Origin of the sequence: Paraburkholderia sp. DD10, from assembly GCF_049177125.1 — a bacterium.
Lineage (GTDB): Bacteria > Pseudomonadota > Gammaproteobacteria > Burkholderiales > Burkholderiaceae > Paraburkholderia > Paraburkholderia terricola.
Genome location: NZ_CP185392.1, coordinates 2,869,647 through 2,891,673 on the forward strand (window position 1 = coordinate 2,869,647; position 22,027 = coordinate 2,891,673).

The following is a 22,027-nucleotide window of genomic DNA, read 5'->3' on the forward strand; positions in this document are numbered from 1 at the left end:
CAACCCACGGGAAAACCAAATGAGAACTTCTCTTTACAAAGAAGCGCCGACCGATTTCGCTCAACGGGCCGGCTCCGATCCGCACTCGAGTAGTGCACCGCTGGCGCTGAAACGCGTCATTCGCCCGGAAGAGATACGAGAGAATCTGCCGGCCGGACAAGGCGGCGTCGGGTTTCTATTTCACGCTACAGACTGGGATACGCTGTCGTTTTCATTTCACAACGTAAAACACCGAAACGCGTCGTTCGAAGAAGAGCTTTGGAGAACCGAGCCTTTTATTGCATCGCCCATCTATTCGGCATCGCAAGTCATAGGGGCGAATATTGCGTGCCCGGTTCCACTCGAGTTGTGGCTTGGAAGCCCGCGCGGCATCAAGCGGTTTCGGGAGACGCAATTTTTTCCGGCTCTGGAACTGGCGAAGCAGGCGGGATTGAACATGGTGGCGATGGGCGCCTCCACGCCTTATGCCTGCAACTACGGCGCGCTTCCCCGCCATACCAAGCCGCCTCACATCACGACGGGCCATGCGGCCACCGCGGCGATGCTGAAAGACTGGGCGGTTCACTGCTGCAATGAACTCGACCTCGAATTCGGCAAAACGAAGCTCGCGCTATTCGGCGCGGCCGGGCGGCTCGGCACTACCGTGGCCAAATACATGCTTTACAAGGACGCGCCGAAAGAACTCGTTCTGATCGACTTGCCGGACAAGGCGAACCTGCTCACGGAACAAGCCAGGGAGCTGCTGGCAGCGGATCTGCTCGGTAAAACCCGGGTTTCGGTGCACACCTTCAGTCCCGACACTCCGTTGCCGCATTTCGACGGCGCGATCCTCGCCAGCAGTACCAGCGTGCCCTACCTCACCGCCGCCGATCTCAAGCGGGCGCAGTTCTGGATCGACGATTCGCATCCGCGGGCCGCGAGCGTCGAAGCGGAACTCGCGTCACGCGACCATACGCTATATATTGAGTGCTTCGCGCGTGGCCCCGCCGGACTCGACACCACGTTCCCGTTCAGACTGCCGACCACCCGCGATTGCTACACCTGTTTCGCCGAAGGCTACGCCGCCTGGCAGGAAGGCATCGCTTCCGATTTCATTATCGGCAGCCCTCCCGTGTGGTCGGTTTCCTATACGCACGGTCTTCTGAAGAAGTACGGGTTTTCGGTCGGGCCTTTTCACGGCAAAGACGGGTCGCCGATCGTCCTGGACGCCCAGCATCGCGGCAAGCATGAACTGATGGGATCGTGAGTGTCATTGGAGGCCTGATGGTGATATCGCGCGAGAGCATGCGGGATGTGCTGGAACGAAGCCGGTTTGCAATTCGATGGGGCGGCGCACTGGGCCTCCTGTGCCATCCCATCTATTACCTCGTCTGGACCTATGTCCTGCCGCAGCCTTACGACAACCTCTTCCTTCGACTAAGCGCGGCGCTCATCTGCATTCCCTTGATTTTCCAGGCGCATTGGCCGAGGCGGTTCAACCACTACCTGCTGATCTATTGGCATTGCTGTCTGATCTACGTCCTGCCATTCGTTTGCACGTTCCTCGCGATCCGAAACTCATTCTCCACCATGTGGATGATGACCGAGGTCATGATGATCTTCATCATGGCGCTGTGCATCGATAGCCCATTTTTGCTGATGGCCTGCATCGGCATAGGCGTATTTGCCGGCTCGCTCGCCGCGGTGCTCACCTCTCCCGCGCCGATCGTTCTCACCGCGGCCAATCAGTCGGACCTCGCACTGCTTCCGGTTGTGGTCTTGTGCAGCATGGCCTTCAGTCATGCGATCAGCAAGGGACGCATCTTTGTCGAAAAGAACCGGGCATTGCAGACCCTCGCGGGCTCGATTGCCCATGAAATGCGCAATCCCCTCAGCCAGTTGAGGCACGTTCTGGATCGCGTGGAAGAGGCGCTGCCCGCGGCGACCGAGTCCAACCACTCGCCGGTGTCGTCGCAAGACAATGCGGCCGCGCTTTATCGTCATCTGGCTCACGGCCAATTGTCGATCGAGCGGGGCCTGCGCATTATCGCGATGACGCTGGACGAAGTCAGCGCAAAACCCATCCGCTCGGATCACCTCACCTATTTGAGCGCGGCGGCCACGACACGTAAAGCGCTGGACGAATATGGTTTCGGCGATGACAAGGAGCGCCGCAAGGTCAGGCTCGTGGTGCTGGAGGACTTCACCTTCAAGGTCGATGAAACCGTTTATCTGTTCACGCTGTTCAATCTGATCAAGAACGCCCTGCATCACATCGCCACGCATCCAACGGCCACGCTCACGCTGACGGTCGACAGGCAGACGGTCATGGTTCGCGACACGGGCCCCGGCATTTCGCCCGAGATCATGCCGCATCTTTTCGAGCCTTTCCGCACCGCGGGCAATTCCGCGGGGACGGGGTTGGGACTCGCCTATTGTCAGCGGGCGATGCGCGCTTTCGGCGGCTCGATCGGTTGCCGGTCCGAAGTCGGGGAATTCACCGAATTCACGCTGCGATTTCCCGTCGTCTCCGAGAGCGAAGTCGCGGAGTACGAGCGCAAGATCTTTGAACGCGCCGAGCCGGTGTTTACCGGCAAGCGCATTCTGGTCGTGGACGACGACGCCGCCCAGCGGGCGAAAACCGCGCGCGCATTGTCGAAAGTGGGCGCCCATGTGAGCGAGGCCGAAAGCGGTGAAGCGGCATTGACCACGCTTCGGCAGCCCTCGCACTACGACCTCGTGTTGATGGATATCAACATGCCGGTTCCGGATGGCTACACGACCACCGAGAAGATTCGCGCCGGGCATGCGTATCCGAACTGGAATGTGCTGATCGCCGCCTATACGGCCGAGCCCGGAAACGTGGCACGGGCCCTCGCCCGCCGAGCGGGCATGGACGAAGTCATCAGCAAATCCAGCAGCGTGCCCGAACTGATCACCTCCTTGCACACGCTGTTGGAAAACGGCAGTCGAAAGTACCCGTTGAGCCAGCGCTTCGACGGCTTCGCCGGCAAGTCGATCCTGGTGGCGGACGACGACACCTACAGCAGGCTCGTTGCCAAAGCGTATCTGGAGCGATGCGGCGCGACCGTCGTCGAAGCCGAACATGGACAGGCCGTGCTGGCTCGATTGCAGCAGCACAGCAGCATCGACGCCATCGTGATGGATATGAACATGCCGGGAATGGGCGGCGTGGAAACCACCGCGCTGATTCGCGTTCGCGCCGACTCGTATGCCGACGTTCCCATCATCGCGTTGACCAGCCAATCGGATATCGAAGCCGTGCAGACATGCCTCGCCGCGGGCATGAACGAGGTCATGGTCAAGCCCGTGCAGGTCGGTTCCCTGTATGCCTCGCTTGCAAGGCAGTTTGCCCGGCAACGCGCATTGAAGGCGCCGACGCGGGCTGATCCTTCACAGCCGCCAACCATGCCGATCGGCAAGCACGAGACAATCGCGGACAGCGCGCTGCTCGACGAGAAACACCTCGACGAACTGGTGGCGCTCGATTTGCTGGATCAAACCTTCGTCAACGGCATCGAACAGATTCGCCTGCTGGTGGCGCGGCTTGCCACGAGCGCCGCGGCCCACGATCTCAAATCGACACACGAAGCCTTGCATCTTCTTCTTGGCGTCAGCGGCAATATCGGCGCAAAGGCGCTGCACCAATTCGCGCGGCAGATTTATCCGAGGATGATTGAAGGCGAATGGCCCGTCGAGGCCGACTGGCTCGCGCGGATTTCGATGTTGGGCGAGCGCTCGGCCGACGCGCTGCATGCGTATTTCGTTTCGGCGAGAGCACGCGGCGGTCAGCGCGACGTGTTGAGCGACAGATAGCTGATGTCCGTCACTTCGATCTCATGGTGACGCAATCTCGCTGCCGGAGGATTGCTTTTCGTCAGTGGCCCGCGCCCGGCTTTTCGAAGCGGGAAAAACCATCGTGACCGTGGTGCCCGCGCCCAAGGTGGATTCGATTCGCAGACTGCCGCCGAAGGATCGCATGATGCGGTTGCAAAAGATCATGCCCATGCCGTGCCCGCCGGCTCCGGCATACGTCGTGACGGGGTCCAGCAGAAGACGCGCCTTGATTTCCGGTGCGATTCCCGGCCCATTGTCGCGAATGCGGATCTCCGGTTCGGGGCTCGCCACGACTTCGAGGCGCAACGAAGCCGCGCTCGTACCGTCGAGCGCGCGCAGCGCGTTGGACAACAGCGAGGAGAGCACGAGCGCCACGCAGTTGGGCATCGCGTGCACGACGAAATCGCCTTGCACGTCGACCTGTACCCACTCCCGCTGCGACGCGACGAACGGATAGGTATCGAGCAAGGTGGCGATCAATCGCGTCGCTTTCACCTCGCGGACACCACCGCCCGCCGAGGACTGCTGGCCGCCGCTTTTATGCACCGTCGCCCAGAAAGACGAGATCAGCGTGAGGCAGTACTGCGCGTTGCTGAGCATCGATCTCGCCGCGTGGGCGATTTCTTTTTGCCGTTCCGGGTCGTACTGCTCGGCAACATCGGCTTCGACGGCGCGCGCAAAAAGCGAGATCGTCGCCAACGGCGTATTCAGTTCGTGGGCGAGGAAGGCAAGCGTCTCGTCCATCGCCGATAGCCGCTGTTGACGCGTTTCGCGCTCGGTGTAGCGCGCCATTGCCAATTGCAGGACCTCGCACACGGTTTCCGTTCGCAGCGGCTTTTCGAGAATGCGGAATACATCGCCGCTGTTGACCGTCTGCAACAACATGTGCTTGTCGGCGTAGGCGGTCACGAGTATGCGCACGATTTGCGGATAGTCCTGCGCCACCTGCCGCAGCAGATCGTCGCCGTCGCGGCCCGGCATGCGGAAGTCGGTGACCAATACCGCAATCTCCGCCGCGTGCTCTTTCAGCACCGCCATCGCCTCGTCGGCGCCACGGGCGATATGCACGCGATAGTCTTCGCTCACCGCGCGGGTGAAGTGCTGGCGCGACATCTCATCGTCGTCCACGAAGAGAACGGCAAACGGCGCTTGCAGGGTGTCACTCATCGCATTCCTGGCGGGTCGCGGCAAGTCGAATGGGAAGAGAATTCCTCTCGCGAGTGATCGGCGGAGTGGGACATGATTCTATCATCCGGGCCTGGCTAGGGATCTTGCCAAACATCCCGCTAAAGGGGTCGAGGCTGCCCGGTGGTCTCGCGGTTCTGCGTGAGCGGAAGCCACACCGTGAAGCACGCCCCCTCCCCCGGCTTGCTTTCAACGGCGATCCTGCCGCCGTGCTTTTCCACGATGCCATACGAAACGGAGAGACCGAGCCCGGTGCCCTGTCCAACCGGTTTGGTGGTGAAGAACGGATCGAATATTTTGGCCTGCACTTCGGCGGACATGCCTATGCCGGTATCCGCGATGGCAATCGACACACCGTCGCCATCGCGACGCGTGCGGATCATGATGGTGCCGCGCTCGGAAATCGCCTGCGTCGCATTGACGAGCAGGTTCATCAGCACCTGGTTGATCTGCGAGGGCATGCATTCGATCGAAGGCAAGTCCCCATAATCCTTGACGACCTCCGCCTTGTACTTCATCTCGTTGCGCACGACATTCAACGTCGCTTCCAGACCCGCATGCAAGTCGACGACGCACCAGTCCTCGCTGCCCGCCCTGGAAAAATCGCGCAGATCCTGCACGATCCGCCTCACGCGCGAGGTGCCCTCGATCGATTCATCGATCAACACGCTGATGTCCTCGATCAGGTACTCGAGATCGGCATCCTTGCGCGCTTTATCGAGGCGAGCCCGGCTCTCGGGATCGAGCCCGGTCAGCAGCGAATCTTGCAGCGCCATGACGTCGAGCAGACTGCGCACCCACTTCTTCAACGTTCCAAGATTCGAATCGACAAAGCCGATCGGATTGTTGATTTCATGCGCGACGCCGGCTGCGAGCTGTCCGATCGACGCCAGCTTCTCCGATTGCAGCAATTTGACATGCGCGTCGGCCAACTGGTCGATCAGGCGCCGTTGCGCCTCTTTTTCCCGCTCCAGTTCGACCTGGCCGCGCCGGCGTTCCTCGATTTCCTGCTTCATCAGAAGCTGGGTGCGTTCCAGCGCATGCGTGATCTTCTTGTTGTCGCGCAGGGCGTCCTCGAGTTCGCGGGTGCGATGCCGGACCTGGTCCTCGAGCGTGACGGCCATCTGGAACAGGCTGAAGTCCGAGCCGCAAACAATCGTGCTGCGCTCCGCGCGGTCCATCAACGATCGGACCATTTTGTTCAAGCGCACGATTTCCGCTTGCAGGGCAACGCATTCATCCGATACGGCAGCGACAGCCGAGGCGTCAGGCACGTTCAACCTCCCCTCCGCCACCGAACGCGATGCCCGTCAAGGTCTGGTTGACGTGCACGCCGCCGTATTGCTCGCCATACGTGCTGAAGCCCACCGATCGATTCTCCTGGAACAAACGCCCGGCCACATCGCGCGTACCCTGTTGCACCATTTCCAGGTGCCGCAGAATGCAGTCCCACGCGAGCACGAGTTGAGGCTCGCCGAGTTCGCTGCGAAGCCCCGAGAACATGGTGCGCAGATTTTCCGTGAGATCGAGCCCACGAGCGACGCGCAGGACGAGACCTTCTTCGATCGCGCAATAGAAAGTGAGGCTGCCGTCGGCGTTCAGTTTCTGGATCGAACGCACATAGTCGGTTCCGTCGATCAACACGACAACGGGCGCCGCCGCGAAGTGGCCGGGGCAAAGATCCTCCACGCGCGCGCCGATCAGCCGCGCGTATTCCGCCGCGGCCGGCAGTCCGTTGATTTCGCTCACGGTGCGCAACTCCGCATTCGCGCCCGTCACGACGAGCCGTTCATCGCCGGAGCGGAAATGCTGCGTCTTGAAGATCCTGAACGGCAGCGGCGTCGACCCGAGAACCAGCACCGCGCAGTCGCGATGGAACCGCCCGTCGTGGAATATCCGCGTTTGTTCGAACTTCAGATCGTCGCCCGCCGAGCCGCCGACCAGCGGAATATCGCCCAACGCGCTTTGCAGCGTGCGCGTCACCGGTTCTTCCCGCACGGAAAGCCCATCGATCAGCAGTAGCGCGAACGTATTGGTGCTGTCGGCTTCGGGCGCCCGGCCTTCGAGGTCATGCAGCGCGTCGAGCGCGCAGGCCTGGCCGCGTGCGATCGTGAAGTCGCGCAGATTATCCAGACGCCCGGTCACGGCGGTGAACGAGGCGCGCGGCAACACGGCCGCGACGAGACTGTGGTCGAGATAACCGGCCGGGCCGATTTCTCCGGCCGTCATGCAACCGATGACCTCGGTGCCTTCGAAACAATGGCCGATTTCATCCGCGAGCGATTCGAGGTCGAAATGACTCGAGCAGAAGAATAAAACCAAGGCGCCCTCGCACGCATTGAGCGCGGCATGTACTTCCCGAACGGCTTCACGCGCATCGGAATGGGTCGACTGAGCGACGGCGGCGGTACGAACGGGCAAGCTCATGACATCTCTCCTGGTGCTGCGCGCGGGCACATCCGATATCTGGCCGGCCCTACGCATACTTCGGTTAACGACGCGTTGGGCGGCTCACGCGATAAGCGGAAACCCCTAGTCGAAAGCGTGGGGTTCCATCCTCATGACCTATGCGAATCGGATGCCGCGCGAGCGCACGGGCACGCCGTTATACTGCCGTCGGCCTGGAGCGCCTCCAGGAGAAGATGCAAATGACCGCCACGCAGCGAACGACGAACATGAACCTACAGACTGATCGCGAATTTTTTAGCCTGCTTTCCCATAGCTACGCACGCCTCCTCGGCAAGCCGCTTGTTCCCGCGCACGTGCCGATCGAAGACGCGGCCCGATGGCTTTACGAAAGTGCGCCATTCGGCGTGCTCGCGCACAACACGGAAGCGGACCCGGTGTTCGTGTACGGCAATCTGACGGCTCAGAAACTGTTCGAATACCAGTGGGACGAATTGACGGCGCTGCCGTCGCGCTTATCGGCGGAAGCACCCGATCGCGACGAACGTCAAGCCTTTCTCGAACAGGTGCAACGCGATGGATTCGTCGCCGCCTATCGCGGCATGCGCGTGACCAGGTCGGGCAAGCGCTTCTGGATCGAAAACGCCGTGGTCTGGCAACTGCGCGATGAGACCGGCGCGCATCGCGGCCAGGCCGCCCTGATTCCGGCAACGTCGACCGTGTGAGTTCGCAGCGAGCTTACTTCGGCTTCGGCATCGCGCCATGAACCGATGCGAGGGCGCGGCGAACGTTCCCGCTGCGCCGGCAGCATCGCGCGGGCCCTGTGTCTGCGCTTCACGCCTTCCCCACTGCGAGGCAAGCCAAACCGCCGTGACACACGCTTCGATTGCCTAAAATCAGGTTACGCGCGGAACGCTTTCGAGTATGACGATCGGGCGTGCCTGCGCGTATGAATCCCGACTCGTACTAATCGTAAGGGGAATCGTCATGGCAACGTATGTGGTTCTTGCACAGTTCACCGATCAGGGTATCCGCACCATCAAGAACAGCCCGCAGCGCGCCGGCCAGGTGGCGGAGCTGGCCAGGAGCTTTGGCTGCGAAATGAAAGAGGTCTTCTGGACGCTGGGGCAATACGACATTGTCACCATCGTCGAGGCACAGGATGAGCAAAACTTCGCCGCGTTCGGCTTCGCGCTCGGCTCCGCGGGCAACGTCCGCACGCAAACGCTGCGTGCCTTCACGAAGAGCGAAATCGGCGCGGTTATCGGCAAACTCCCGTAAATCCAGCGGGCACACGTTGCGAGAGCCGCTTTCGTTGCGCGGCTCTTGCTCAGGAGCTCACCATGAAAATGAAGGCAAACGACAGCAAGCACGTGCGTGCTTTCGTGCAAACGGCCGAGCAATCCGGCGCCTATGTGTGGGTCATCACACTGGTCGACTTCGGCGCCGAACAGGTCAAGCGTTCGCTGGTGTCGGACGAGACCTACGCGATGCGCGCTGCTGCTCAGGACGCCGGCGACGCCTATCTGAAAGCGCTCGAGCACGACCGTTAGCGAGCGCGCACGCCGCCTTGTTTTCGCGCGCGGACGAACTACAGTTGAAGCACACGCCGGGGCCGGAAACACGCTGTCAATGCGAAGGGTCCAGGCGCGGGGAGAAAACGTATGTTCAAGCATCTGCTGGTGCCGACCGACGGCTCGGCGCTCTCCGAGGCCGCCATTCGCATGGCGGTATCGCTCGCCGTGGAAAATGGAGCCAAGCTCACGGGGCTTCATGTCATTCCTGAATTTCACGTCCTCGCCTACGGCACCGAAATGATCGCCGACAACGAGGAACGCATCATTCAGATCGCCCGGCAGCAGGCGGACGGCTACCTCGCGGTCGTCGCGGAAGCGGCTGCGCATGCCGGCGTCGAGTGCGATACCGTGGCGATGAACCGCGCGCATCCCTACGAGGGAATCATCAGCGTTGCAGCGCGGCAAAACTGCGATCTCATCGTCATGGCGTCCCACGGTCGAAGCGGCATGCGCGCGTTCCTGCTCGGCAGCGAGACGCAGAAGGTCCTGACGCACAGTCAGATCCCGGTGCTCGTCGTCCGGCAGCCGGCGCAAACCGGCGTACCGCCAGCACGAAAACCCGCTTGAAATTCGAGGTTTGATCGCCCCGCCGGAACGGCATGCCGCGACGGATCGACACCGCCGGCGGAGCCGGCCGCGTCAATCGGCGGATCAAGGAAGCGGCCCGGCTTGAGCCGGCCTCCTCCTCAACCCGCGCTTGCGTGACTTCCCTACGGAGCGGCTGCCGGTATCGGCGCCGCGTCAAACCTGCGGAAGATCGTCGATGGACTTTTCGATGCTCCCATCGGGGACCTCGGTGTCGATCCCGTCAGGGCCGTTGGTATGCGCGACGATCTTGATCTTGGGACCCAGAAATCTCGCGCCGCCGAGCGTGAAAAGGGACCAGCAAATGTTCCCCGCCTGAATCGCCCTGACCACCTCAGCCACCTCGACCACCGCGCTCGGAGATAGCGAGTCGTGCGTCTTCAGGTCGATGGGAGCCCAGCGCACGTGTGTGACACGGTCGGTTGCAGGGTTGATGCGCACGCCGTCGATAGCAAACGTAGCCATATGTGCCTCCACCTCTCCAAAGAAAGGAATCTCTGCATTATGCGCGCATCGTGGCGCGGTTCCGCGCCCCGTTCCGATCGTTCGAGCCGTCGTCGCGCGAAAAATTTCGCTTCAAAAACATGCTGGATTTATTAGTATGTACAAAGGTATCGCAGCCACGGATCGCAGCAGCCAGGAACCCTTCCTGACGTCCACGCGGATACCGCCCAGGACGGAGTGAAACATGACGACGGTGCTATTGGTCGACGACGAACCCGAGACGCTGGCAGCCTGGGAAATCTGCTGCGAGCATGACGGATTCGATGTGAAAGCCGCGCCGGACGGCAGGGCCGCGCTCGATATCCTGCGCTCGGCCAGCGTCGATGTCGTCGTAGCCGATTGGCGCATGCCCGTGATGTCCGGCAGTGCGCTGTGCCAGCAAATCCGCAACACGCCCGGTCTCGCCGACACGGTGTTTATCCTGGTGTCGGCCGAGCCGAGCCCGCCCGCGTTCGTGCGGTACGACGGCTTTCTGCGCAAGCCCGTCGAGGTGCCGGAACTGCTGGCGACCATGCGCCGCCTGCTCGCGGAACATGCCGCCGACCATGCCGCCGCGCTGGGGCACATCTGGACGCATTGAGTCCGGCGCGCGACCTCGATCCGCGCTACACCGCCTTCACGCCGGCGCTCACATGAACGAGAGGTTTGCGCTCGCGCGGGTCGCAGCGTCAAATTAATACCTTTTTCGACCTAATCGCCCCCGAAAAAGATATTGGACGTCTTAACGGTACTCTCGCACTATTCGTACTTTCCCAACGCACGCCCCGCACGCCGTTCCGGGCCGCGAGCCCTCGGCAGCGCTCAAAACGGCGCGTTGGCTGAGTCGACTGCGATACCCATTCCAATCACCCCAATACGCGAGAACCTGGATGCCTGATTACCGATCACGAACTTCGACGCATGGCCGCAACATGGCCGGCGCCCGCGCCTTGTGGCGCGCCACCGGCATGAAGGACGGCGATTTCGGCAAGCCCATCATCGCGGTGGTGAACTCGTTCACCCAGTTCGTGCCGGGCCATGTGCATCTGCGCGACCTGGGCGCGCTGGTGGCGAAGGAGATCGAAGCGGCCGGCGGCGTCGCCAAGGAATTCAACACCATCGCAGTGGACGACGGCATCGCCATGGGTCACGGCGGCATGCTGTATTCGCTGCCCTCGCGCGAGTTGATCGCCGACTCGGTCGAATACATGGTCAACGCGCACTGCGCCGACGCGATGGTCTGCATCTCCAACTGCGACAAGATCACGCCGGGCATGCTGATGGCGGCCATGCGCCTGAACATCCCCGTCGTGTTCGTCTCCGGCGGTCCGATGGAAGCGGGCAAGGTCAAATCGCCGACCGACGGCCAGGTGATCGCCAAGATCGACCTGATCGACGCGATGATCAAGGCGGCCGACCCGAGGATCAGCGACGCCGAAGTGGCCGAAGTCGAGCGCAGCGCGTGCCCCACCTGCGGCTCCTGCTCGGGCATGTTCACCGCGAACTCGATGAACTGCCTGACCGAAGCGATCGGCCTGGCGCTGCCCGGCAACGGCACGATCGTCGCCACGCATGCATGGCGCAAGGGCCTGTTCGAACAGGCCGGCCGCCTGGTGGTGGACCTGTGCCGCCGCTACTATCAGGAAGAAGACCGCTCGGTGCTGCCGCGCAGCATCGCCAGCAAGCAGGCCTTCGAGAACGCGATGGCGCTCGACGTGGCGATGGGCGGCTCGACCAATACCGTGCTGCATCTGCTGGCGGCGGCGCAGGAAGCCAGCGTCGATTTCACGATGTCCGACATCGACCGCATCTCGCGCAAAGTGCCGTGCTTGTGTAAAGCGGCGCCCGCTACCGACAAATACCATATCGAGGACGTGCATCGCGCCGGCGGCATTCTCGGCATTCTCGGCGAACTCGCACGCGCGGATCTGCTCGATCTGTCGTGCGGCAACGTGCATAGCGGCACGCTGGGCAACGCCATCGCCAAATGGGACGTCGCCGGCGACGCGAGCGACGAAGCGCGGACCTTTTTCCGCGCGGCGCCGGGCGGCATTCCGACCACGGTCGCGTTCAGCCAGGAAGCCACCTTCGCGTCGCTCGATACCGACCGCAAGAGCGGCTGCATCCGCAGCAAGCAGAACGCCTATTCGAAAGACGGCGGCCTCGCCGTGCTCTACGGCAACCTCGCGGAGAAGGGCTGCATCGTCAAGACCGCGGGTGTCGACGAATCGCAATGGATTTTCTCCGGACGCGCGCGCGTGTTCGAGAGCCAGGACGACGCCGTCGAAGCCATTCTCGGCGACAAGGTGGTGGCGGGCGACGTGGTCGTGATCCGTTACGAGGGCCCCAAGGGCGGCCCCGGCATGCAGGAGATGCTGTATCCCACGTCGTATCTGAAATCCAAGGGCCTGGGCAAGACCTGCGCGCTGTTTACCGACGGCCGTTTCTCGGGCGGGTCGTCGGGGCTCGTGATCGGGCATGCGTCGCCGGAAGCAGCCGAAGGCGGCACGATCGGTCTGGTGGAAGACGGCGATGTGATCGAGATCGACATTCCCAGCCGCAAGATGCACCTCGCGGTGCCGGACGAGGAATTGGTGCGCCGCCGGCAAGCCATGGAGGCACGCGGCGACCAGGCCTGGCTGCCGCTGAACCGTGAGCGCGTGGTGTCGCAGGCGTTGCAGGCCTACGCCGCGCTGGCGACTTCGGCCGACCGCGGCGCGGTGCGGGATCTCTCGCAACTCAAGCGCAAGTAAGATCGCGCGCGGGCGGCGGCGTCATGTCCGCTGTCCGCTCCGCGCGACCGGTATGCCATGTGTTGCATCGCAGCGCCGAGGTCGCCTGGCGGCGCCTGCGGGTTTCTCCCGATCTCGATCCATGTCGATATCGGTGTAGATGAATCGTCGTAGGAGTGTGTCCAACTTCTCCAGTGAAAGGCGATCTCACCATGACTACCGGAACCATCCATCTGCACCGCGTCTTACGCGCCACTCCCGAACGCATCTATCGGGCCTTTCTCGAACCCGATGCGATAGCGAAGTGGCTGCCTCCCTATGGGTTCACCTGTCAGGTCCATCACATGGATGCGCGCGTGGGCGGCACGCACAAGATGTCCTTCCGTAACTTCAGCACCGGCCACGGCCACTCGTTCGGCGGCGAGTACCTCGAACTGGTGCCGTTCGAGAAAATCCGCTACTCGGACCGCTTCGACGACGCGAACCTGCCCGGCCAGATGCAGGTCACCGTTTCATTGCGGCAGGTGTCGTGCGGCACCGACCTGACCATCGTGCAGGAGGGCGTGCCCGAGGTCATTCCCGTGGAGATGTGCTACCTCGGCTGGCAGGAGTCGCTGGTTCAGTTGGCAAGACTGGTCGAGCCCGAGATTCCCGACTGACCACCACGCCGCCACGCGCGCGCAAAGCCGTTGCTCCGGCATGCCTTCGTCGGCGAAGCGATTGCGCGCCGTGGGATCTTCCACGCACGCCAGCCAGTAGAAAATGCCGGCCGCCATCGAGGCGCGCCGGGCATATGTTCAGTCACACCCATCGTATTTCACCACGTCGCAGCGAACCCGCCTCCGACACGCGTAAATGCGACATGAAAAGGCGCGAAACGTTGTGGTTCAGTTGGTTCGGTTCGTGAGCGCATCTGTTACGCTAAGTCCGCATGTGTCACGCAATTTCGCGTGAATGCGTGACCCCTCTGGCGGCATTCGATTGCCGTCCGCGACGCGTGACCGTGGGTCGTCCCGGTCAACCCATCGTTACTCGCGGGGCGCCAGCTTCCGAATAAATCGGCTTGTACGAATTCCTCTTTTAACCAACAAGGCGGAGTACGACATGTTGGCAGGGCTGGGTTCACGATTCCTCGCTATCGGCGTCTTCCTGATACTGACGGCTTGCGGCGGCGGTGGCGGCGGCGGCGCGAGCAGTACGACGGGCGCGGCCGCTCCCGCCTCAGGCGCATCCAGCCCCGGCACTAGCCAGCCGAAGCTGGCCGCCGCCACTCCGGTGATCGACGGCACGACGCTCGGCGACGCCTTCTGGCCTTCGGGGTCCACGTCATCGGGCGGACTCGGCCAAAGCGTGAGCGGACTCAACTGCGCCCTGCCCGGCAACGCCTATACGTACACGCATCTGTCCATCTATCAGAACGGCCGCCTGCTCGCGCTGCCGGCCAACATCGGCGTGGTGAAGCCGACCATGTCGGCGCAGACGGGCTGCGTGTATCCGCTGCACACGGACGATTCGAGCGGCAAGATTCGCATGGACCCAAGCGGCGGCGCATCGTACACGCTCGGTCAGTTCTTCTCGATCTGGGGCGAAACGCTCGGCACGTCCGACGTTGCCGGAGTAAGCGGCTCGCCCGTCACGGTCCATGTGAACGATGGCGGCACCCTCACGCAATACACGGGCGACCTCGCCGGCCTCGTGCTACCCGCGCATGGCGAAGTGACCATTGAAATCGGCACGCCGTTGACGCAGATTCCCACCTACGCATGGACCGATCCGCCGCCGATCGATCCGAAGCCGATCACGCTCGCCTTCGGGGGTGTATTGGGCGACGCCTTCTGGCCGAACGGCAATACGTCGACGGGCGGCACGGGAGCGCCGGTGGATGGTCTGACCTGCGCGCCCAACATGAGCGCGCTGTATCACGTGCATGCTCATCTCGCGATCTTCAAGGACGGCAAGTGGCTCGCCTTGCCCATGAACGTGGGCGTCCTGTCGCAGTGCAACTATGAGATGCATACGCACGACCAGACCGGCATCATCCATATCGAAACGCCCACTTTCAAGACCTTCACGCTCGGCCAGTTCTTCGACATCTGGGGCCAGCCGCTGACCAGCACGAACGTGGCGGGCGTGAGCGGAACGGTGGTCGCCTATATCAACGACAATGGCGACTCGCGCCGCTACATGGGCGACGTGCGCGACATCGAGTTGACCTCGCTGCGCGACGTCACCTTGCAGATCGGCACGCCGGTTAGCACACTGGCTACCTATTCCTGGTACGAGAAGCAGTGATCGAGCGCAATGCCCGGCTGCCGGCGTCGATGTGCCGCCGGCAGCCGCGTGCCGTTCGACCACGCGCCGCTATTGCACGGTGATCGTCTCTTTCATATTCGGGTGTATGCCGCAAAACACCTTGTACACACCTGGCTTATCGAACTTGAACTGATACGTGTCGTCCTGATCGAGCGCGGCGGAACGGAAGATGCCGGCATCGTTGACCACCGTATGCGGTTCGCCATCGAGATTTTTCCAGGTCACCGTCGACCCCGCCTTGACCGTGATCGACATCGGCGAAAACATGAAATTCTTGATGACCACGGTATCGGTGTTTTGGGCTTGCGCGGCAGTGAAGCCGAAAGCCAGCCCCGCGATGAGCACCGCAATCCCGGGCACGGCCACGGCCACGGCGGCGCGGTGAAAGATAGTCTTGAACATGAGCGAATCCTGTCAGCGAGGTATCGGGAATCAGACGAGCGTCGTATCGGCGAGCGCGGCCTTGAGCGGATGACGCGTGATCCTGATGCTGGTCACGCCGAGCATCCTGGGAAGCTGATCGCTCGGCACGGTCAGCGGCATGGGTCCGGGGCCGTTGCCGGCGGTGGGTTGCGGAAAGGCCGTCGAACGCGCGGTATGGAAAGTGATATTGCCTTCCACCTTCGAAACGATCTGGTGAATATGGCCGTTCAGCACCGTGACCGAACCGAAGCGCTTCAGGTAGCTCATCGCCTCGCCGGCATCGCCGGTGCCCCACCCCCACGGCTCGTAGATCGTCCACATCGGCATGTGCGCGAAGACCACAACCGGCGTGCTGGACGAGCGGCCCTTCAGATCGTTTTCCAGCCAGGCGAGTTGGTCGCCGCCGAGCCCGCCCAGACCGTTAGGCTTGAAATGCATCACGTTGACGAGACCGACGAAGTGCACGCCCTGGTGGTCGAAGCTGTAATAACCCTTGTTGTCGGACGCTTGACCGAAACGCTTGAAGTATTCGGTCCCGGGGCCGTCGGTGACATCGTGCTCGCCCGGCACCGTATGCAACTCCGTGATATTCAAACCCGCTAGCAACTGGGCCGCCAGGTCGAACTCCTCGGGCCTGGAAAGATGCGTGATGTCGCCGGTGTGAATCGTCAGCGCCGGCTTCACCGGCATCGCGTTGACGAAGTCGATCGTCTGCCTGAGCGTGCCGGCAACGTCAGGATTCGCTTCCTTCCTGAAGCCTATGTGCGTGTCGCTGATTTGCAGAAACAGCGGAACGCCCGAAGCGGCGGGCGAATCCTTCGCGCCCGCGGCGAGCGCTAGCTCGACCGGCGTGAGCACACCGCCGGCTAAAACAAACAGCGTGCCCACGCCACCGAAGGCGAGGCATTTCAACGCGCCGCGGCGCGATGGATCGAACGGCGAATCTGACGACATGATGTCCTCCTGGCTGAAAGTCAGGAGGTTGACCGCCGGATCATCCAACGGCACTTCCTGTCTGCTTGCAAGAGGTAGACTGCCGCCTCGTTCGTTTTATTCCGCGACCGGGAAGCACGCCGGATGCAACGGCTACGAAGCAGGATGCGCACGCAAGTCGGTGACGAAGCCGTTCAGTTCCGCGTCGCCGGCGTCGGTAATCGCCCAGTAATTCATGCCCGCCGCGCTCCAGTGCGCGAGATGATAGCCCCGCTGCTGGTAGACGCGAGGCGCCGTGCCCGCGTCGTTGCCCGGCCACACATAAAGATTGATCGGATGCAGCTTGTAGCGATAGACCATCACCGCGACCGGCCGCCCGTTCAGATAATCGAGCCGCCCACCGACGAGCGGATACCCTTGCTGCGCCAGATCGACGACAGGCGGCGCAAAATCCAGCTTGCCGTCGAACCACGGCTTGACGGTATGCCGGTCGGTTGAAATCACATCGGAGAGATGGTCGAACTGAAGCGAGCGAATATGGTTGTCCACGAGTTCCTGGGTAAAACGCGTCTCGCCCGAGGGCACCGAAAGATACAAACCCGCGCTCCAGCTCAACGCGATCAGACTGATCGCCATCGCGCCGAGCGGCGCCCATTGCACGGCGCCATCGCCACTGCGCCAACCGAAACGCTCAACCAGCCTTTGCCACGGCGTCGGCCGTCCCGGCAACGACGCCTTGACGCGCTTGACCAGTTCCGCCGGCGCCTCGACGCGCAAGTCGGCCTGCCTGAGTCGCGCACTCACCTGACGGTGACGTTCACATTCCCGTTGACACTGTTCGCAGCCGGCCAGATGACGCTCGAATTCGAGCGCTTCCGAGAGGCTCAATTCCTGATCGAGATAGCCGGGCAGCAGTTCGAACGCCTGTTCGTGATCCATCACGCCTCCTGGTCCGTCGGCGCGAGCAGCGCCGCGAGTTGCTGACGGCCGCGCCCGAGGCGAGACATCACCGTCCCCATCGGGATGCCCACGATGGTGGCGATCTCCTTGTACGACAATTCTTCCAGCTCCCGCAACACGATCACCTCACGGTATTCCAGACGCAAGCCCCGCAGCGCCTGATGCACGCGCTTCTGACTCTGGCTGCGTATCAGCATGGCTTCGGGGCCGTCGTCGTGGTTGGCCGTGCCGGCCTCGAGGCTGTGCATGTCTTCCTCGAACTCCAGCGTGTCCGGCGCATGACCCCGGTTCTGCTGATACCACGTGTAGAAGGTGTTGCGCACGATGCTCAACAGCCATGCGCGGGCATCGTCGCCGCGGAATCCGCCGAAAAACCTGAACGCGCGCAGATACGCCTCCTGGACCACGTCCTGAGCGTCCTGGTCGTCATGCGTCAGCCATCGCGCGACGTTGAAGGCCGAATTCATATGAGGCAATACGAGCGTCTCGAAGCGCTTCGCGATGAGGGGATCGGCCATTGTGAAATGAATTCCCGCAGTAACCGCAATCCGTGACCGACAGTGACTACAACCGCCGGCATGTGATTTTTATTCCCGGACGGTCGCGTGAAGGCATCGCGTGTTAACCCGATACGCCATTCGACGCATTGTTGCGCACTGTCCTATGTCCTCGGCGAGCGACGAGGAGGACTGAACTCAGGCGCATTGTAGCCGCGTCCAGACCCGATGGAATTCGGTTCATGCGCGGCGTAAGCGGCGGCGGCATCGGCCTTTGCCCTCGCTCGGGAGAAGCCCGAACGGTGAACCCAGCCGCTCGATCAACGCTGGCGTCATGATTGGCCGGCGTCGTCCGGCTGCGCGAGCGCGACGACATTCTCGATTCCCTGGCGCGCCATCTTGGTGTAAGGGCAAAAGCGTTCGGTGTTGCGCACCAGTTCCTCCGCGACGGCGCGCTCGACACCGGGCAGGCGAATCAAGGTGCGCGCGGTCAGGATGAACAGGCCGTCCATCGGATCGCGGCCGAAATCGACGGTGACGTCCACCGAGGCGTCGGGAACCGGAATACCCGCCCGCGCGGCCAGCAAGCTCAGCGCGCCGTGAAAGCAGGCGGCGTAACCCGCCGCGAACAGTTGCTCGGGATTGGTGCCGCCGCCAGGCCCGCCCAGCGCCCTCGGCAATCGCAAGTGGACGGCGAGATTGCCGTCGTCGGAACGGGCGATGCCCGACGCGCGCCCGTGACCCGCGTCGCCGCCCGTCACGGTGACCGTGGTCGAATAAAGCGTTTGCGTGTCTTGCCCGTGATATTTGTCTAGCAGCGACAGCGGCGGTGGACGCAAGGTGGTCATGGCGCGCCTCGTCGGCTCATGGCTTATTGCGTGGCTTGCGTCTCTTTGAACCACGCGTCGAAATTCAGCTTGCCGAGACGCGGGTCGGCGCCTGGCACGAGCGAGTCGTCCTGCAACTCCGCGCCGAAATAACGGGCGTGCGCATCGGCGACGACCTTGCGCGAATCGTGCGTCGCCGAAAGAAAACGCTGCACCATGTCGGCCATTCGAGCGCGTTCCGGGCCGGCGATCTCCGCGATGCCGTTGCGCGGTTCGCCGGCGGCGAAGTCCGCGACGGCCGCGGCCACGTCGTCCGATGCGATCGGCTGAAACAAGGCGGACGACAGCCGTATGGTCTCGCCCTCGCTGCCCGCTTGCGCGATGCCGCCAAGGAATTCGAAGAACTGGGTTGAACGGACGATCGTATAGGGCACGCCCGATTCGCGGACCAGCGTTTCCTGAGCGACCTTGGCGCGCATATAGCCGCTTTGCGGCAGCTCGTCCGCGCCGACGATCGAGAGTGCGACGTGGTGCTGTACGCCCGCGGCAAGTTCCGCCGCAAACAGATTGCGCCCGGAAGTCTCGAAGAATTCGAGCACGGCGGCATCTTCGAACGACGGCGAATTGGCCAGATCGACCACCACATTCGCGCCGCTCAACGCCTCGCTCAGACCTTCGCCAGTGATGGTGTTCACGCCCGATGCGGGCGACGCCGCGACGACGGTATGACCGCGCGCGCGAAGGTTCTTGACGACTTTGCTGCCGATGAGCCCGGTTCCACCGATCACGACGATCTTCATGATGCTTCTCCATGCGCTTGCGCGCGGCTCTTGCGCCGCCCGTCAACTTGTCGACTCCGGCTTCGCGGCGCCTTACGCGATGCGCCTGCCGGTGCTTTGCCGGATGGTCTGCGACGCGCGTCTCATCCGTACATCAAGCATCGTAGGCATGTATTGCGTCATGCGGTAGCGCCGCCGAGGCACGCACCGTGTTGCATCAGGCGCATCAATCCAGGCATAGCGGGCGAGGCGCCGTCATTCGACCGTCGATAACGTGGTTGTGGTTGCCGTTGTCATTGCCATCGTCGTCAGGCACTGCAAATCGAGCGCTCGCGTGTGTTCCGTCATGTAGTCGATGAACACGCGAACGCGCGCCGGAAGCTGCTTTCGGCTGAGATAGCAGAGGTAATGTCCGCCGTCGTCCGGCGCATGCTGCGCGAGACAGCTAAGCAACTGTCCGTCGCGCAGCAGGTCGCACACCTGATACGCGGGCAACTGCGCGATGCCCAGTCCATCCAGCACCGCCTGCACGATCAGATCCGGGTCGTTGAACGTGTGCTGCGCGGCGAGCTGGCGCCGCTGCGACAGGCCGTCGACCTTGAACGCCCATTCCCTGATACGACCGGACGCGGCCCGGAAATTGATGCAACGATGCTTGTCCAGTTCGTCGATATGCCGCGGCAAGCCGTGTACGCGTGCATAAGCGGGCGACGCGCAGACGAGCATCTGCATCGGAATCAACTGGCGCGCGACGATTCCGCTGTCTTCCATGCGCCCGTCGCGAAACGACACGTCGACGCGATCGGCGGTGAAGTCGGCGGGCCGATCGTTGAGCAGCAATTCCAGCGCGATCTCGGGATAGCCCGCATGAAAGCCCCGCAACAGCGGCGCGACGATCTTGCGGCCGAAGCCCGGCGTCGAGGCGATCCGCAGATGGCCGCGCGGCGGCCCGTTGCGCAGTTCGCGCATGTCCTCCAGCGCTTGTGCGATGCGCGCTATACCTGGCTGACAGTTCTCGTAGAACAGTTCGCCCTCGCGCGTCAGCGACGTGCTGCGCGTGGTGCGCAGAAAAAGGCGCGCGTCGAGCTGGGCCTCGAGTTTCTGCACGTTGCGGCTAACCGACGAGCGGCCGATGCCGAGCCGATCGCCCGCGCGGGCGAAGCTGCCTTCGTTGGCAACGGCCAGGAAGGAAACGACGCCGGCATAGCTGGTCGCGAAGCTGCTTGCGAACGGGTCGTCGGCGCCGACCAGGGGGCGGCGTGGTGATTGATCTGGCATGGGAGCGCGAGTCGTGAAGTCCATAGCGACTAGACGTACCAGCGCTACTGTTTGTGACAGACCCGGTGAAAAACGCCGCCGGTTTTAATGCGGCTTGCCGATGTGCTCACTTTTCGGGAACGAGGATAGGCGCGCCCTTGTCCTTGAGCAGCACGACGACGAATTTGGCCGGCTGTGTCGCGCTTGCGTTGCGTCCGACCGTGTGCACGTCGTTCGGACCTTCATAGAAGGTCTGGCCGGGCGTCAGCGTGACTTCCTTGCCGCCCTTCACCTGCATCACGATCGATCCTTCCAGGACGTAGACGAAGGCGTGCGCATGATGCCGATGAACCGGGTCCACGGAACCCGGCGGATATTCGACGGTGATCATCGTGACTTCCTTGCCCGGATAGTCGGCAAGCGGCTGCGTCGTCAACGGCGTGACGATTGCGTGGGGCGCCTCGGCGCGGGCCACGCCCATCGACAAGCCCGCGACGACGAGCGCTGCCAGAGCGGTATGTTTCAAATTTCGCATGATGGTTGTTCCTGAACGACGCGGCCCGCCCATGCGGGCCTGGGGGCCTGAACCAGGGAAAGAGCGGCGGAGACGGCGAAGCGCGTCCGCTCAGGCGAGATTCGCCTTGTCCAGACCGAGGAGCTTGTCGGACGAACCCGGCACCGTCCTGAACGCGACATTGGCGCGGTTCCAGCCGTTGATCGCCATCACTTCGAACGTCAGGTCCGAGAGTTCCTTTTCGGAAAACTGGGTGCGCACGCGCTCGTAGACTTCGTCGGGCACGCCGTGTTCGGGCAGCCTGGTCAGCACCTCCGTCCACGCGAGCGCGGCGCGTTCGCGCGGTGCGAAAAGCGTGGACTCGCGCCACGCCGCGATGTGATGGATGCGCAGTTCGCGCTCGCCGTGGATATGCGCTTCCTTCACGTGCATGTCGAGGCAAAAGGCGCAGCCATTGAGTTGCGATGCGCGGATCGATACCAGATCGCGGATCGATTCCTCGATCGCGCAATCTTTGAGCAGATTGCTAAGTTCGAAAAACTTCTTGAACAGTTCGGGCGATTGCTGAATATAGTTGAGGCGCTGCGACATGATTTTCTCCCGGCGACGATGAGCGAACACCCTGCATGGCGGGTGACCTGAGCGGCGATGAGCCGCACGAGGTCATCGTAGGTGGCCGCGGGGCATCGCGGTAGGCGGGCGGGCGGGCTCACAGTGTT

The 22,027-nt window shown here is 62.7% G+C and carries 23 protein-coding genes; 10 read left to right on the forward strand and 13 right to left on the reverse strand.

The features are described 5' to 3' along the window. The first annotated feature begins 19 nt into the window (after positions 1-19). Both ACOCG7_RS13075 and ACOCG7_RS13080 read left to right on the forward strand, forming a co-directional pair. Positions 20-1,246, forward strand: coding sequence for a hypothetical protein (locus ACOCG7_RS13075; RefSeq protein WP_421377620.1), 1,227 nt, complete (start codon positions 20-22; stop codon positions 1,244-1,246). Positions 1,247-1,263: 17 nt separating this feature from the next. Beyond that, entirely contained in the window at positions 1,264-3,816 is a 2,553-nt protein-coding gene (locus tag ACOCG7_RS13080; protein ID WP_421377622.1) for a hybrid sensor histidine kinase/response regulator, read from the forward strand. 21 nt (positions 3,817-3,837) lie between these two features. Here ACOCG7_RS13080 and ACOCG7_RS13085 read toward each other — a convergent pair whose 3' ends face one another. The 3 genes from ACOCG7_RS13085 to nosP form a co-directional block, all read right to left on the reverse strand. Next, a complete protein-coding gene (locus ACOCG7_RS13085; protein ID WP_421375769.1) occupies positions 3,838-5,004 on the reverse strand; it encodes an ATP-binding protein in 1,167 nt (388 codons plus the stop codon). Positions 5,005-5,123: 119 nt separating this feature from the next. Further along, positions 5,124-6,296, reverse strand: coding sequence for a histidine kinase (locus ACOCG7_RS13090; RefSeq protein WP_421375771.1), 1,173 nt, complete (start codon positions 6,294-6,296; stop codon positions 5,124-5,126). Next, positions 6,289-7,449: a nitric oxide-sensing protein NosP gene (gene nosP, locus ACOCG7_RS13095; RefSeq protein ID WP_421375773.1), complete on the reverse strand. Its 1,161-nt coding sequence runs from the start codon at positions 7,447-7,449 to the stop codon at positions 6,289-6,291. The genes ACOCG7_RS13090 and nosP overlap by 8 nt, the downstream gene beginning before the upstream one ends. A gap of 248 nt (positions 7,450-7,697) precedes the next feature. Here nosP and ACOCG7_RS13100 point away from each other — a divergent pair, with 248 nt between their 5' ends. From ACOCG7_RS13100 to ACOCG7_RS13115, 4 genes are all read left to right on the forward strand, one after another. Further along, complete coding sequence (locus ACOCG7_RS13100; RefSeq protein ID WP_421375775.1) at positions 7,698-8,153, forward strand: MEKHLA domain-containing protein; 456 nt, start codon at positions 7,698-7,700, stop codon at positions 8,151-8,153. 262 nt (positions 8,154-8,415) lie between these two features. Beyond that, positions 8,416-8,709 carry a GYD domain-containing protein gene (locus tag ACOCG7_RS13105; RefSeq protein ID WP_421375777.1) on the forward strand — a complete coding sequence of 98 codons (294 nt, stop codon included), beginning with the start codon at positions 8,416-8,418 and terminating at the stop codon, positions 8,707-8,709. A gap of 68 nt (positions 8,710-8,777) precedes the next feature. Continuing rightward, entirely contained in the window at positions 8,778-8,981 is a 204-nt protein-coding gene (locus tag ACOCG7_RS13110) for a hypothetical protein (protein ID WP_083082977.1), read from the forward strand. Positions 8,982-9,092: 111 nt separating this feature from the next. Continuing rightward, positions 9,093-9,572, forward strand: a complete 480-nt coding sequence (locus ACOCG7_RS13115) for a universal stress protein (RefSeq protein ID WP_073428907.1) — start codon at positions 9,093-9,095, stop codon at positions 9,570-9,572. 174 nt (positions 9,573-9,746) lie between these two features. Here ACOCG7_RS13115 and ACOCG7_RS13120 read toward each other — a convergent pair whose 3' ends face one another. Next, positions 9,747-10,055, reverse strand: a complete 309-nt coding sequence (locus tag ACOCG7_RS13120; RefSeq protein WP_073428908.1) for a hypothetical protein — start codon at positions 10,053-10,055, stop codon at positions 9,747-9,749. A 223-nt stretch (positions 10,056-10,278) separates the two neighbouring features. Between ACOCG7_RS13120 and ACOCG7_RS13125 the strand changes: the two genes are divergently transcribed. From ACOCG7_RS13125 to ACOCG7_RS13140, 4 genes are all read left to right on the forward strand, one after another. After that, positions 10,279-10,674, forward strand: a complete 396-nt coding sequence (locus ACOCG7_RS13125; protein WP_154873007.1) for a response regulator — start codon at positions 10,279-10,281, stop codon at positions 10,672-10,674. A gap of 289 nt (positions 10,675-10,963) precedes the next feature. Further along, positions 10,964-12,826 (forward strand): dihydroxy-acid dehydratase, encoded by a 1,863-nt coding sequence (gene ilvD / locus ACOCG7_RS13130; RefSeq protein WP_421375780.1) that lies wholly within the window; start codon positions 10,964-10,966, stop codon positions 12,824-12,826. 191 nt (positions 12,827-13,017) lie between these two features. Next, positions 13,018-13,464, forward strand: coding sequence for an SRPBCC family protein (locus ACOCG7_RS13135; protein ID WP_073429001.1), 447 nt, complete (start codon positions 13,018-13,020; stop codon positions 13,462-13,464). Positions 13,465-13,909: 445 nt separating this feature from the next. After that, positions 13,910-15,097, forward strand: a complete 1,188-nt coding sequence (locus ACOCG7_RS13140; protein ID WP_421375782.1) for a hypothetical protein — start codon at positions 13,910-13,912, stop codon at positions 15,095-15,097. Positions 15,098-15,166: 69 nt separating this feature from the next. Here the strand turns inward: ACOCG7_RS13140 and ACOCG7_RS13145 are convergent, their stop codons facing one another. The 9 genes from ACOCG7_RS13145 to ACOCG7_RS13185 all read right to left on the reverse strand — a co-directional run bounded on the left by ACOCG7_RS13145 (position 15,167) and on the right by ACOCG7_RS13185 (position 21,899). Next, positions 15,167-15,520 carry a cupredoxin domain-containing protein gene (locus tag ACOCG7_RS13145; protein ID WP_421375784.1) on the reverse strand — a complete coding sequence of 118 codons (354 nt, stop codon included), beginning with the start codon at positions 15,518-15,520 and terminating at the stop codon, positions 15,167-15,169. A gap of 30 nt (positions 15,521-15,550) precedes the next feature. Further along, complete coding sequence (locus ACOCG7_RS13150; protein ID WP_421375786.1) at positions 15,551-16,495, reverse strand: metallophosphoesterase family protein; 945 nt, start codon at positions 16,493-16,495, stop codon at positions 15,551-15,553. Between the two features lie 132 nt (positions 16,496-16,627). Continuing rightward, complete coding sequence (locus tag ACOCG7_RS13155) at positions 16,628-17,413, reverse strand: anti-sigma factor family protein (protein WP_421375788.1); 786 nt, start codon at positions 17,411-17,413, stop codon at positions 16,628-16,630. Then, the gene (locus tag ACOCG7_RS13160; RefSeq protein WP_073428913.1) at positions 17,413-17,952 is read right to left on the reverse strand and encodes a sigma-70 family RNA polymerase sigma factor; all 540 of its coding nucleotides are present in this window, start codon (positions 17,950-17,952) and stop codon (positions 17,413-17,415) included. Before ACOCG7_RS13160 ends, ACOCG7_RS13155 begins: the two co-directional genes overlap by 1 nt. A 311-nt stretch (positions 17,953-18,263) precedes the next feature. Then, a complete protein-coding gene (locus ACOCG7_RS13165; protein ID WP_347143486.1) occupies positions 18,264-18,779 on the reverse strand; it encodes an Ohr family peroxiredoxin in 516 nt (171 codons plus the stop codon). Positions 18,780-18,802: 23 nt separating this feature from the next. Beyond that, on the reverse strand, positions 18,803-19,558 hold the full coding sequence (locus tag ACOCG7_RS13170) for an SDR family oxidoreductase (protein WP_421375790.1): 756 nt from the start codon (positions 19,556-19,558) through the stop codon (positions 18,803-18,805). A gap of 234 nt (positions 19,559-19,792) precedes the next feature. Beyond that, complete coding sequence (locus tag ACOCG7_RS13175) at positions 19,793-20,815, reverse strand: LysR family transcriptional regulator (protein WP_073428916.1); 1,023 nt, start codon at positions 20,813-20,815, stop codon at positions 19,793-19,795. A 106-nt stretch (positions 20,816-20,921) separates the two neighbouring features. Beyond that, positions 20,922-21,329 (reverse strand): cupin domain-containing protein, encoded by a 408-nt coding sequence (locus tag ACOCG7_RS13180; protein ID WP_073428917.1) that lies wholly within the window; start codon positions 21,327-21,329, stop codon positions 20,922-20,924. A 90-nt stretch (positions 21,330-21,419) separates the two neighbouring features. Further along, positions 21,420-21,899 (reverse strand): carboxymuconolactone decarboxylase family protein, encoded by a 480-nt coding sequence (locus ACOCG7_RS13185; RefSeq protein ID WP_421375793.1) that lies wholly within the window; start codon positions 21,897-21,899, stop codon positions 21,420-21,422. Positions 21,900-22,027 lie beyond the last annotated feature (128 nt).